Source organism: Rhodoferax saidenbachensis (assembly GCF_031457975.1).
Lineage (GTDB): Bacteria > Pseudomonadota > Gammaproteobacteria > Burkholderiales > Burkholderiaceae_C > Allorhodoferax > Allorhodoferax saidenbachensis_A.
The window spans coordinates 44426-56908 of the sequence record NZ_JAVDXO010000014.1; the positions used below are offsets into that span (position 1 = coordinate 44426).

At 63.0% G+C, this 12483-nt stretch carries 9 protein-coding genes; all 9 read left to right on the forward strand.

All coding sequences use genetic code 11. The features are described 5' to 3' along the window. The 9 genes from J2X15_RS20410 to J2X15_RS20450 are packed head-to-tail and all read left to right on the forward strand — an operon-like array spanning nt 1 to nt 12476. Nucleotides 1-3798, forward strand: coding sequence for a nitrate reductase subunit alpha (locus J2X15_RS20410; RefSeq protein WP_310346649.1), 3798 nt, complete (start codon nt 1-3; stop codon nt 3796-3798). Nucleotides 3799-3816: 18 nt separating this feature from the next. Further along, nucleotides 3817-5349 (forward strand): nitrate reductase subunit beta, encoded by a 1533-nt coding sequence (narH, locus tag J2X15_RS20415; RefSeq protein WP_310346651.1) that lies wholly within the window; start codon nt 3817-3819, stop codon nt 5347-5349. Nucleotides 5350-5364: 15 nt separating this feature from the next. Beyond that, nucleotides 5365-6042, forward strand: coding sequence for a nitrate reductase molybdenum cofactor assembly chaperone (gene narJ, locus J2X15_RS20420; protein WP_310346654.1), 678 nt, complete (start codon nt 5365-5367; stop codon nt 6040-6042). Next, nucleotides 6039-6770, forward strand: a complete 732-nt coding sequence (gene narI / locus J2X15_RS20425; RefSeq protein WP_310346657.1) for a respiratory nitrate reductase subunit gamma — start codon at nt 6039-6041, stop codon at nt 6768-6770. The genes narJ and narI overlap by 4 nt, the downstream gene beginning before the upstream one ends. 13 nt (nt 6771-6783) lie before the next feature. Next, nucleotides 6784-7629 carry a peptidylprolyl isomerase gene (locus J2X15_RS20430; RefSeq protein WP_310346659.1) on the forward strand — a complete coding sequence of 282 codons (846 nt, stop codon included), beginning with the start codon at nt 6784-6786 and terminating at the stop codon, nt 7627-7629. Next, nucleotides 7626-8336, forward strand: a complete 711-nt coding sequence (locus tag J2X15_RS20435) for a carbonic anhydrase (RefSeq protein WP_310346662.1) — start codon at nt 7626-7628, stop codon at nt 8334-8336. The genes J2X15_RS20430 and J2X15_RS20435 overlap by 4 nt, the downstream gene beginning before the upstream one ends. Continuing rightward, nucleotides 8333-8770 (forward strand): putative zinc-binding protein, encoded by a 438-nt coding sequence (locus tag J2X15_RS20440; protein ID WP_310346665.1) that lies wholly within the window; start codon nt 8333-8335, stop codon nt 8768-8770. The genes J2X15_RS20435 and J2X15_RS20440 overlap by 4 nt, the downstream gene beginning before the upstream one ends. A 2-nt stretch (nt 8771-8772) precedes the next feature. Then, nucleotides 8773-11220, forward strand: a complete 2448-nt coding sequence (locus J2X15_RS20445) for an adenosylcobalamin-dependent ribonucleoside-diphosphate reductase (RefSeq protein WP_310346668.1) — start codon at nt 8773-8775, stop codon at nt 11218-11220. Beyond that, entirely contained in the window at nt 11217-12476 is a 1260-nt protein-coding gene (locus J2X15_RS20450; protein WP_310346672.1) for an NnrS family protein, read from the forward strand. The genes J2X15_RS20445 and J2X15_RS20450 overlap by 4 nt, the downstream gene beginning before the upstream one ends. The last annotated feature ends 7 nt before the right edge of the window (nt 12477-12483 follow it).

Consider the following 12483-nt stretch of genomic DNA (forward strand, 5'->3'; position numbering starts at 1 on the left):
ATGAGCCACTTTCTGGACCGCCTGAGCCACTTCTCGGCTCCCAAAGAAGAATTTGCCGATGGCCATGGTGTGGCCACTGGTGAAGACCGCACCTGGGAAGACGCCTACCGCGACCGCTGGGCCCACGACAAGATTGTGCGCAGCACCCACGGTGTGAACTGCACCGGCAGCTGTAGCTGGAAGATTTACGTCAAGGGCGGCATCGTCACCTGGGAAACCCAGCAGACCGACTATCCCCGTACCCGCGCCGATCTGCCCAACCACGAGCCCCGGGGCTGCGCGCGCGGTGCCTCCTACTCCTGGTACCTGTACAGCGCCAATCGCGTGAAGTACCCCATGATCCGCGCTCGCCTGCTCAAGCACTGGCGTGCTGCCCTGTTGGTGGCCAAGAGCCCGGTGGATGCCTGGGCCAGCATTGTGGAGAACCCGCAAGCGCGCCTGGAATGGCAAAAACAACGCGGGCTGGGCGGCTTTGTGCGCAGCACCTGGGAAGAGATCAACCAGCTGGTCGCCAGCGCCAACGTCTACACCGCCAAGAAATATGGCCCGGACCGCATCATCGGTTTCTCGCCCATTCCGGCCATGAGCATGGTGAGTTATGCCGCGGGCAGCCGCTACCTGTCGCTGATTGGCGGTGTGTGCATGAGTTTTTACGACTGGTACTGCGATCTGCCGCCCGCCAGCCCTCAGGTGTGGGGCGAACAGACCGACGTGCCCGAAAGTGCCGACTGGTACAACAGCACCTTCATCATCGCCTGGGGCTCCAATGTGCCCCAGACCCGCACGCCCGATGCCCACTTCTTCACCGAGGTGCGCTACAAGGGCGCCAAGACGGTGGCCATCACCCCCGACTACGCCGAGATCAGCAAACTCGCCGATCTGTGGATGCACCCCAAGCAGGGCACCGACGCCGCCGTGGCCATGGCCATGGGCCACGTCATCCTCAAAGAGTTCTATTTCGATAAGCGCAGTGCGTATTTTGACAACTATGTGCGCCGCTACACCGACATGCCCAACCTGGTGCAGCTGGAAGAACGCACCTTGCCCGATGGCCGCAAGGTCATGGTGCCCGGCCGTTACCTGCGTGCCAGCGACTTCAACGGCAAGCTCGGCCAGGACAACAACCCCGAGTGGAAAACCGTGGCGCTGGACGAGAACGACAAGATGGTGCTGCCCAACGGCTCCATCGGCTTCCGTTGGGGCGCTGCCGAGCGTGAAGACCTGGGCAAATGGAACCTGGAAAACAAAGAGGCCCGGGGAGACACCGAGGTCCAGCTCAAACTCAGCCTGATGGAAGGCACGCAGCCCAACTTTGAGGTGGGTGATGTCGGTTTTCCGTACTTTGGCGGCATTGACACCCCCAACTTCGAAGCCAACAAACAAAGCGCCGCCGTGGACGACGTGCTGGTACGCAAGGTACCTGTGCGCCGCGTCAAGCTGGGCAAGGCCGGTGAAGAACGTTACGCCCTAGTGGCCACCGTGTTTGACTTGACCGTGGCCAACTACGGTGTGGCCCGTGGCCTGGAAGGTGAGAACGCCGCCACCAGTTACGACGACGACACCCCCTACACCCCTGCCTGGCAGGAAAAAATTACTGGTGTGAAGCGCGACCAGGTGATTGCCGTGGCGCGCCAGTTCGCCGATAACGCGGACAAGACCCAGGGCAAGAGCATGGTCATCATCGGTGCGGCCATGAACCACTGGTACCACAGTGACATGAACTACCGCGGCATCATCAACATGCTGATGATGTGCGGCTGCATCGGCAAAAGCGGCGGCGGCTGGGCGCACTACGTAGGCCAGGAAAAACTGCGCCCCCAGACCGGCTGGACCGCGCTGGCCTTTGCGCTGGACTGGGTGCGCCCACCCCGCCAGATGAACAGCACCAGCTTCTTTTACGCCCACACCGACCAGTGGCGTTACGAAAAGCTGGGTGTGGACGAAATCCTGTCGCCACTGGCCGACAAGAGCAAGTTTGGCGGTAGCCTGATTGACTACAACGTGCGCGCCGAACGCATGGGCTGGTTGCCCAGTGCGCCGCAGTTGCAGACCAACCCCATGCAGGTGGTGAAGGACGCACAGGCCAAAGGGCTGGACCCCAAGGACCACGTGGTGCAGTCGCTCAAGGATGGTAGCCTCAAGCTGAGCTGCGAAGACCCGGACAACCCGCTCAACTGGCCGCGCAATATGTTTGTCTGGCGCTCCAACATCCTGGGCTCCAGCGGCAAGGGGCACGAGTACTTTTTGAAACACCTGCTGGGCACTACCCACGGTGTACAGGGCAAAGACCTGGGTGCCGAAGAAGCCAAACCCACCGAAGTGGTGTGGCACGACAAGGCCCCCGAAGGCAAGCTGGACCTGCTGGTCACGCTGGACTTCCGCATGAGCACCACTTGCCTGTACTCTGACATCGTGTTGCCCACCGCCACCTGGTACGAGAAGAATGATCTCAACACCAGCGACATGCACCCCTTCATCCATCCGCTCTCCACGGCAGTGGACCCGGCTTGGCAAAGCAAGAGCGATTGGGAGATTTACAAGGGCTTTGCCAAGGCCTTTAGCGAGGTCTGCGTGGGCCACCTGGGTGTGGAGAAGGAAGTCATGCTGACCCCGTTGATGCACGACACGCCCGCCGAACTGGCCCAACCTTTTGGCGTGGCTGAGTGGAAGAAGGGCGAGTGCGAGCTGATTCCCGGAAAGACGGCCCCCAGCATTCAGGTGGTGGAGCGCGACTACCCCAACACCTATGCCCGCTTTACCGCACTGGGCCCTTTGCTGGACAAAATGGGCAACGGCGGCAAAGGCATTTCGTGGAACACCCAGACCGAAGTGGGCCAGCTCAAGGAACTCAACGGCAAGGTGCATACCGAGGGTGTGGCCAAGGGGCTGGCCCGCATTGACACCGACATCGACGCCTGCGAGGTGGTGTTGCAACTCGCCCCCGAGACCAATGGCCATGTGGCCGTGAAGGCCTGGGCGGCGCTGGGCAAACAGACCGGCCGCGACCACACCCACCTGGCCATCCATCGCGAGGACGAGAAAATCCGCTTCCGCGACATTCAGGCCCAGCCGCGCAAGATCATCAGCTCGCCCACCTGGAGTGGCATTGAGAGCGAGACCGTGTCCTACAACGCGGGTTACACCAATGTGCATGAGCTGATCCCATGGCGCACGCTGACCGGCCGCCAGCAGTTCTACCTGGACCACCCCTGGATGATCGCATTCGGCGAGGGTTTGACCAGCTACCGCCCACCGGTGGACCTGAAGACCGTGGGCGACATCATGAACCGCAAGCCCAATGGCAACAAGGAGATCTCGCTCAACTTCATCACGCCGCACCAAAAGTGGGGAATTCACTCTACCTACACCGATAACCTGATGATGCTCACGCTGAACCGCGGTGGCCCCGTCATCTGGCTCAGTGAAGACGACGCCAAGAGCGCCGGCATTGTGGACAACGATTGGGTCGAGCTGTTCAACACCAACGGCGCCATTGCGGCCCGTGCGGTGGTGAGCCAGCGCGTGAAAGTGGGCATGGTGATGATGTACCACGCCCAGGAAAAGATCATCAACACACCGGGGGCCGAGATCACCGGAACCCGCGGCGGCATCCACAACTCGGTGACCCGCATCGTGACCAAGCCCACCCACATGATCGGCGGCTACGCGCAGTTCAGCTACGGCTTCAACTACTACGGAACCATTGGCACCAACCGTGACGAGTTCGTGGTGGTGCGCAAGATGCGCAAGATCGATTGGCTCGACGGCGAGTCCGCCACACCGACCATTCAGGCTTAAGCACCGAGGAGAAATACGATGAAAGTACGCGCACAAATCGGCATGGTGCTGAACCTGGACAAGTGCATCGGGTGCCACACCTGTTCGGTCACCTGCAAAAACGTCTGGACCAGCCGCCCCGGCATGGAGTACGCCTGGTTCAACAACGTGGAAACCAAGCCCGGCATCGGCTACCCCAAGGATTGGGAAAATCAGGACCGCTGGAACGGTGGCTGGGTTCGCAAGCCAGACGGATCCATCGAGCCCCGCCAGGGCGGCAAGTGGAAGTTGCTCATGCGCATCTTCGCCAACCCCAACATGCCGCAGATTGACGACTACTACGAACCCTTCACCTTCGATTACGACCATCTGCAGTCGGCCAAGGAGAGCAAGGCGCCGCCTACCGCGAGGCCGCGCTCGCTGATCACGGGCAAGCGCATGGAGAAGATCGAATGGGGTCCCAACTGGGAGGAGATCCTGGGCGGCGAATTCAGCAAGCGCAGCAAGGACGCCAACCTGGCCAACTTCGACCAGGTCCAGAAGGACATGGTGGGCCAGTTCGAGAACACCTTCATGATGTATCTGCCCCGCCTGTGTGAGCATTGCCTCAACCCGGCGTGTGTAGCCAGCTGCCCCAGCGGCTCCATCTACAAACGCGAAGACGATGGCATTGTTCTGATCGACCAGGACAAATGCCGCGGATGGCGCATGTGTGTGTCTGGTTGCCCCTACAAGAAGATTTATTACAACTGGCAGAGCGGCAAGGCCGAGAAGTGCATCTTCTGCTATCCCCGCATCGAAGCGGGTCAGCCCACTGTGTGCTCCGAGACCTGCGTAGGCCGCATCCGCTACCTGGGCGTGGTGCTGTACGACGCCGACCGCATTGCCGAAGCCGCCAGTGTGGAGAACGACAAGGACCTCTACCAGGCCCAGCTCGACATCTTCCTGGACCCCAACGACCCGGAGGTGATTGCACAGGCACGCAAGGACGGCATCCCGGAGGCGTGGCTCGAAGGCGCGCGCAAGAGCCCTGTTTACAAGATGGCCGTGGAGTGGAAGGTGGCTCTGCCCCTGCACCCCGAGTACCGCACACTGCCTATGGTCTGGTATGTGCCGCCGCTCTCTCCCATCACCTCCGCAGCCAACGCAGGTCACATCGGCCCCAATGGGGAATTGCCTGACATTGCCCAGATGCGCATCCCCGTGCAGTACCTGGCCAACCTGCTCACGGCCGGGGATTGCGGTCCCGTGGTGCGGGCGCTGGAGCGCATGCTGGCCATGCGTGCCTATCAGCGCAGCAAACATGTGGACCAGGTGCAAAACCTGGCGGTGCTGCAGCAAACCGGCCTCTCTGTGGCCGAGGTGGAGGAGATGTACCAGATCATGGCCATCGCCAACTACGAAGATCGGTTTGTCATTCCCACCAGCCACCGCGAGTACGCCGAAAACGCGTTTGACCTGCGGGGTGGATGTGGCTTCTCGTTTGGCAACGGTTGTTCGGACGGTGCCTCGGAGACCAGCCTGTTTGGTGGCACCAAGGCCCGCACCATCCCCATCAAGTCCATGGTCTGACCCAGGAGCATCTTCATGAAAGACAACCGCTATTCCCTGCGCGCCCTGGCCTTGCTGTTGGGCTATCCCGACGCAGCCTTGCGCGCCCATTTGCCCGCCCTGATGGACGTGTTGGACCAGGAGGGCACCGTGCCCGCCGAGCGTCGCGCTGAGCTGCGCAGCCTGGCTGCCGATCTGTCCCGCCGCGACCCGCTGGAGGTGGAAGCCCAATACGTGGAAACCTTCGACCGGGGCCGCGCCACCTCGCTGCACCTGTTTGAGCATGTGCATGGTGACTCGCGCGACCGCGGTCCGGCCATGGTGGACCTGGCGCAGACCTACGACAAGGCCGGCCTGCACCTGACCCCCGATGAGCTGCCTGACCACCTGTGCGTAGTGCTGGAGTTTGCGTCCACCCAGCCGTCGCAGTTGGCCCAAGACTTTCTGGGCGAAATGGCCCACATCCTCTCGTCCATCTTCAGCGCCTTGCTCAAGCGCGGCAGCCCCTATGCCGTTGCGGTGGCTGCGGTGCTGGAACTGGCCGGGCAGCGCGTGCAGGCCGTGCCCTTTGAGGCCGACGAACCGATGGACGACAGTTGGTCCGAGCCCCAGGCCTTTGATGGCTGCAGTACCAAGGGCCAGGCCCGCCCCGGTGAGGTCCAACCCATTCACATTGTTCGCAAAGCCGCTACTTCGCAAGGAGTCACCGTATGAACTACTTCAACAATTTTTTGTTCGGTATCTATCCCTACATTTGTCTGAGCGTGTTTCTGCTGGGCAGTCTGCTGCGCTTTGACCGCGACCAGTACACCTGGAAGAGTGACTCCTCACAACTGCTGCGTGCGGGCCAGCTGCGTTGGGGCAGCAACCTGTTCCATGTGGGCGTGCTGTTCCTGTTCTTTGGTCACAGTTTTGGCATGTTGACGCCGCACTTTCTGTACGAGCCCTTCATCAGCGCCGGCGCCAAGCAGTTGGTGGCCATGGTGTCGGGTGGGGCGTTCGGTTTGCTGGGCTTCGTCGGAGTCAGCCTGCTGCTGCACCGCCGCTTGAGCGATGAGCGCGTCCGAGCCCACTCCAAGACCAGCGACATCGTGCTGCTCGTGCTGCTGTGGCTGCAACTGGCCCTGGGGTTGGCCACTATCCCGCTGTCGGCCCAGCACCTGGACGGCAGCATGATGATGAAACTGGCCGAATGGGCCCAACGCATCATGACCCTGCGCGCTGGTGCGCCAGAGCTATTGACCGAGGCGGGTTGGATCTTCAGGGCCCACATGTTTCTGGGCATGTCGATCTTTTTGATCTTCCCCTTCACTCGCCTGGTGCATGTGTGGAGTGGTTTTGGCACCGTGGCCTACCTGGTGCGCCCCTATCAACTGGTGCGTAGCCGCCGCATCGGCATGACACCGCGCGAGCCCCTGAGCCGAAGCCACAGCAACCGTTGAAAGGACAGATTCCATGAACACCTCTTCCCAATCCGGTGGCTGCGGCAGTGGTAGCTGCCAGTGCGCCACGACTGCTGCCAAAACCGCCACCCCGGTGGCCAGCATCAATGGCATTGCCCTACATGCGCCGGGTGAGCTGCCCGATCTGCAAACCCTGCAAGAACTGGCTTACACCGAGCTGCTGCGCCAGCAGGCGGTTAAAGCCGGGCTGCTGCCGCGCAGCCGGGGGCTGAGCGCGCCGGTGCTGCACGATGCAGAACGTGCTGTGCTGGAAACCATGGTGGATGCTGCGGTCAGCAGTCCTCAGCCCACCGAGGACGAATGCCTGCGCTACTACACGGCCAACAAGACCCAGTTTGTGGTGGGGCAGGCGGTGCATGTGCAGCACATCCTATTTGCGGTGACCCCGGGGGTGAATGTCCACGCCCTGACGGTACGGGCCGAGAAGGCCTTGATTGAATTGCTGGGCAAGGATGTTGCGCCAGACCGTTTTGCCGCATTGGCGGCCGAGCTGTCCAACTGCCCTACCAGCACCCAGGGCGGCGACCTGGGCTGGCTGCAACCCCACGACTGTGCACCAGAGTTGGCCAACGAACTGTTTCACCAGACTCCGTCGGGCCTGGGGTTGGGCGTGCATCCGCGGCTTATCCACACGCGCTTTGGTTTTCACATCATTCAGGTGCTGGGCAGCCGCAAGGGCAAGCAGGCATCGTATGAAGAGGTATGTGAGCGCATCGCCGCACAGCTGACCCTGCAGTCACGCGCCAAGGCCTTGCACCAGTACATGAGTCTGTTGGTAGGCCAGGCCCTGGTGGAAGGCGTCCCCCTGGATCGGGCCGATTCGCCCCTGGTGCAATGAACGAAGCGACGCCAGCCCCCGACGAGCTGCTGCTGCGGCTGCGTCGCTTCCATTCCAACTACTTTCCGCTGCACCAGCAACGTTTTCAGGACCTAGTGGCACAGGGGCAGCACCCCAAGACCCTGTTCATCGGCTGCTCCGACTCCCGCCTGGTTCCTTATCTGCTGACAGGGGCGGGCCCAGGTGAACTGTTCATCGTGCGCAATGTGGGCGCACTCGTGCCACCCTATGACGGTTCGCACGGATTACACGGCACCATGGCGGCCATTGAGTACGCAGTGCTGAGCCTGCATGTGGAGCGAGTCGTCGTTTGCGGCCACAGTCACTGTGGGGCCATCCGCGCGGCGTACGATGGTGTGCCCGAGGAGGCCCGTGCCTTGCAGGCTTGGCTGAAGCTGGCGCAAGAGGCTCTGTTGCCAGTGCAAAGCAGCCCCGAGGCTTTGCTGCGCACCGAGCAGCGCTCGGTAGTACTGCAACTGGAACGGCTGATGGATTACCCTATGGTGCGCCGTGAGGTAGAGGCCGGGCGCCTCACGTTGCACGGCTGGCACTACGTTATTGAGGACGGTGAGATCCACGTGTTCGACGCCCAGCGGGCCGACTTTGTGCCAGCCTCCATTGCGTCCAACAGCGGCACCGGCCCTTACCAGCCCTATGTGGAGTACGACGGCCAGATGTTCAGTCTCCCCGAGGAGGAGTTGCCATGAGCGATGCCACCAAGCTGCGTGCGCAGCAGCAACGTTACGCCGAGCTGCCTTTGGTCTATGCCTGTTCCGGCTGTTCCAGTGCGGCCCAGCTGGCCAACCAGATGGCCCTGCGGCTGGACCATGCCGAGCTGGCTGAAATGTCCTGCATTGCCGGAGTGGGCGCGGGCGTCAAGCCGCTGGCGCGCACCGCCCGGTCGGGCCGCCCCATCCTCGCACTGGACGGCTGCCCGCTGCACTGCGTGCGCCACGCGCTGGCCCAACAGGGTGTGCGCCCCACGGTGCATCTGGACCTGTCGGACCACGGTGTGCGCAAAGACCTGCACCGCCTGCCCAGCAGCGCTGAGCGTGACGCCGTGTGGGCCGATGTGGTGCTGCCGGCCTTGCAGCAAACGATTTCCCCCACGCCTGCGGACGCGACATCCAAGGAACCATGACCATGACTTCAAACGGCCCGAACGCCGAAACACCACAGCCCATCAGCCAGGACGTGCTGGCCGAGAAATACCTCAAAGCCGGTGAAACCTGTGCCGACGATGTGTACCGCCGCGTAGCGCGCGCACTGGCCAGCGCTGAGGTGCCTGAGCAGCGTGCGCACTGCGAGGCCCTGTTCCTGGGCAACCTGCGCGCCGGTGCCATCGGTGCAGGCCGCATCATGAGTGCGGCGGGCACCGGCATCCAGGCCACACTGATCAATTGTTTTGTGCAGCCCGTGGGCGACTGCATCCAGGGCCTGGACGATGACGGCTACCCCGGCATTTATGAGGCCCTGCGCGAGGCCGCGGAGACCATGCGTCGCGGTGGCGGTGTGGGCTATGACTTCTCACGCATCCGCCCGCGCGGGGCCGACGTCAAGGGCACGGCTTCGTTGGCCTCGGGCCCGTGCAGCTATATCAATGTGTTTGACCAGTCCTGCTCCACAGTGGAGAGTGCGGGCGCGCGGCGCGGCGCGCAAATGGGCGTGCTGCGCATCGACCACCCCGATGTGCTGGAGTTCATCACCGCCAAGCGCACGCCCGGGCGCTGGAACAACTTCAATGTTTCGGTGGGCGTGCCCGATACCTTCATGCAGGCCCTGCAGGCCGATGGGCCCTGGGAGCTGGTGCACCGCGCCCAACCCGGCGCCATGCTGTTGACGCGGGGCGTGCACCAGCGTGCTGATGGGCGCTGGGTGTATGCCACTGTGCCCGCTCGTACGCTGTGGGACACGGTGATGCGCTCCACCTACGACTTTGCCGAGCCCGGCATTCTGTTTCTGGATCGCATGAACCAGGACAACAACCTGGCTTACTGCGAAACCATAGAGGCCACCAACCCCTGCGGCGAGCAGCCGCTGCCTGCCTACGGCTGTTGCGACCTGGGGCCTATCATCCTGCCGCGCTTTGTGCGGCACCCGTTTGGCGCAGGCGGCACTGCAGCTTTTGACTGGGTGGCCTTTGCCCGTTCGGTGGCGCTGCAGGTGCGTGCTCTGGACAACGTGTTGGACGTGACTGTGTGGCCCCTGCCGCAACAGCAGGCCGAGGCCACTGCCAAACGCCGCATTGGCGTGGGCTTCACCGGCCTGGGGGACACGCTGACCCTGCTGGGTCTGCGCTACGACAGTGCCGAGGGCCGCGCCATAGCGGTGCAGATTGCCACCTGCATGCGTGACAGTGCCTATGCGGCGTCCGTGGCGCTGGCGCAGGAGAAGGGTGCGTTTCCTCGGTTTGATGCAGACGGTTATCTGGCACAAGGCACGTTTGCCAGCCGCCTGCCCGCCAATCTGCAGGCCGAGATCCGGGTGCATGGCATCCGCAACAGCCATTTGCTCTCCATTGCCCCCACCGGCACCGTGAGCCTGGCCTTTGCCGACAACGCTTCCAACGGCATCGAGCCCGCGTTTTCCTGGACCTACACGCGTAAAAAGCGTGAGGCCGATGGCAGCACCAGCGAATACGCAGTGGAGGACCATGCCTGGCGCGTCTACCGCGCGCAAGGGGGCGATATGCGCCAGTTGCCCGCCAGTTTCGTCTCGGCGCTGGATATGGCCGCAGAGGACCACATTGCCATGATGGAGGCGGTACAGCCGCTGGTAGATACCGCCATCTCCAAAACCGTGAACGTGCCCGCTGACTACCCCTACGAAGACTTCAAGGGCCTGTACCAGCAGGCCTGGCAGGCACGGCTCAAGGGCTTGGCCACCTATCGACCCAATGCCATCCTGGGGTCGGTGCTGCAGGCGACGCCCGCTCCGGCGGCAGATCCCAAGAATACTCCTGATTTGATAGCTGCTGGCGCAGATCCCATGCGGGCTGTGATAGAAAAACGTCCCAAAGGTGCGCTGGCCGCCGTGGCGGAGAAGGTGGAGTACTGGACACAAGAGGGCCACAAGACCCTGTACCTGGTGGTGTCCTTCCTGCCTGTGCCCACGCCCGACGGTACCGGCACGGTAGAGCGTGCCATCGAGTTTTTCATGCCGCTGGGCCAGAGTGGGGAGTCGCAGCAGTGGATTACCTCCAGCATGCGCATGCTGTCGCTGGCCGCGCGCGGGGGCTTTCTAGAGCGCGCCCTGCGGGACATGCGCAAGGTCGCCTGGGACCGCGGTCCGGTACGTCTGGGGAGCTACACCAAGCAGGACGGCAGCAAGGTTCCGCTGTGGCACGACTCTGAAGTCGCGGCCATTGCCTATGCGCTGCAGCAAATCATTGCCCAGCGCCAACAGGCGGTGGGTACGGTGCCTGGCCAGGACTCCGCTGACCACAGGAGTGACGGCCTGGGCCTGGCTACACCAGCGACCACGCCAGTGATGGTGGGCAAGAAGTGCGGCGAGTGCGGCGCCTACGCTGTCATCCGCAAGGACGGCTGTGACTACTGCACCCAATGCGGCCATGTGGGGACTTGCGGATGAGCACGCTTCTGCCCTGGCATCTCCGCCATCTGTTGCTGGCCCCGCATCGGCTGGGTTTCTTTCTGGCCATGGTGCTGTTGTGGTGCGCCGGCCTGTGGTGGGCGCTGGTGCAGGGGGACCGGCTCAGCGGCATGCTGGGCCTGGCCTATGTGCTCTCGCCCTCGCTGGTGCATGGCGCGGTCATGACGTTTGGCTTCATTCCTTTGTTCTTCTCCGGTTTTTTGTTCACGGCGGGGCCCAAGTGGCTGGGTGTGGTTCCGCCTGAGGCGCCGCAGCTACTGGTCCCCTTGTTGTTGCAAGCCGTAGGCTGGCTGCTGTGGCTGGCCGGGGTGCATGTGCATCTGGCGTTGGGTGTGGGTGGCTTGGTGCTGGCGTTTGCCGGGCTGCTGTGGATGAGTGTCCTGTTCTGGCGGCTGGTGTTGCGCAGCCCGGTGCCCGACCAACTGCATGCGCGCGTGATTGCCTGGGCCTGCGGCGTGGGCTGCCTGAGTGTGCTGGGGCTGTTAGCCAGTGTGGTGGCGGGGGCTGATGCAGTGGCTCTGGCCTGCGTGTTCACCGGGTTGTGGGGCTTTGTGGTGGCGGTCTATGTGGTGGTGGCGCATCGCATGATTCCCTTTTTTACCTCCAGTGCCATGCCGCAGGTGGCCGCTAGGCGGCCTTTTTGGGCGTTGGGGCTCATGCTGGCGGTGGTGGTGCTGGAAGTGCTGGCCGGCTGGGTGGATCTGTTGCAGCCCACGGGCACCGCCTGGGGCACGGCGTGGCTGTTACTGCGCGGTACGCTGGAGCTGGCAGCGGGAGGCGTGCTGCTGTGGCTGGCCTGTGTATGGGGCCTGGTGCAAAGTTTCAAGAACCGCTTGCTGGCAATGCTGCACATCGGCTTTGTGTGGTTGGGGCTGGCCCTGCTTATCGGTGGCGCCAGTCAGTGGCTCAGTTGGGGCACTGGCACGCCGGTGCTGCCGTTGGGCGCCTTGCACGCGCTCACCATGGGTTGCTTGGCCTCGCTCATGCTGGCCATGGTGACCCGGGTGTCCGCCGGCCACAGTGGTCGCGCGCTGGTGGCAGATGGCCGGGTGTGGGTGTTGTTTTTGCTGCTGCAGGCCGTCACGGTGCTGCGCGTGTTGGCCGCCTGGCCTAGCGGCTATGGCGCATGGCTGCTCTTGCTGGCTGCGTGTGCATGGTTCGGCCTCATGGCCCTATGGGGTGGCCCGCTGGCCAATTGGTATGGACAGCTGCGCCCGGACGGGCGCGCAGGATGAACTTTTT

What these genes read in the sequence shown, in the direction of transcription:
- narJ (WP_310346654.1), top strand. Translation starts at nt 5,365, where the DNA reads ATGAAAGACAACCGCTATTCCCTGCGCGCCCTGGCCTTGCTGTTGGGC.
- J2X15_RS20450 (WP_310346672.1), top strand. Translation starts at nt 11,217, where the DNA reads ATGAGCACGCTTCTGCCCTGGCATCTCCGCCATCTGTTGCTGGCCCCG.
- J2X15_RS20430 (WP_310346659.1), top strand. Translation starts at nt 6,784, where the DNA reads ATGAACACCTCTTCCCAATCCGGTGGCTGCGGCAGTGGTAGCTGCCAG.
- narI (WP_310346657.1), top strand. Translation starts at nt 6,039, where the DNA reads ATGAACTACTTCAACAATTTTTTGTTCGGTATCTATCCCTACATTTGT.
- J2X15_RS20435 (WP_310346662.1), top strand. Translation starts at nt 7,626, where the DNA reads ATGAACGAAGCGACGCCAGCCCCCGACGAGCTGCTGCTGCGGCTGCGT.
- narH (WP_310346651.1), top strand. Translation starts at nt 3,817, where the DNA reads ATGAAAGTACGCGCACAAATCGGCATGGTGCTGAACCTGGACAAGTGC.
- J2X15_RS20445 (WP_310346668.1), top strand. Translation starts at nt 8,773, where the DNA reads ATGACTTCAAACGGCCCGAACGCCGAAACACCACAGCCCATCAGCCAG.
- J2X15_RS20410 (WP_310346649.1), top strand. Translation starts at nt 1, where the DNA reads ATGAGCCACTTTCTGGACCGCCTGAGCCACTTCTCGGCTCCCAAAGAA.
- J2X15_RS20440 (WP_310346665.1), top strand. Translation starts at nt 8,333, where the DNA reads ATGAGCGATGCCACCAAGCTGCGTGCGCAGCAGCAACGTTACGCCGAG.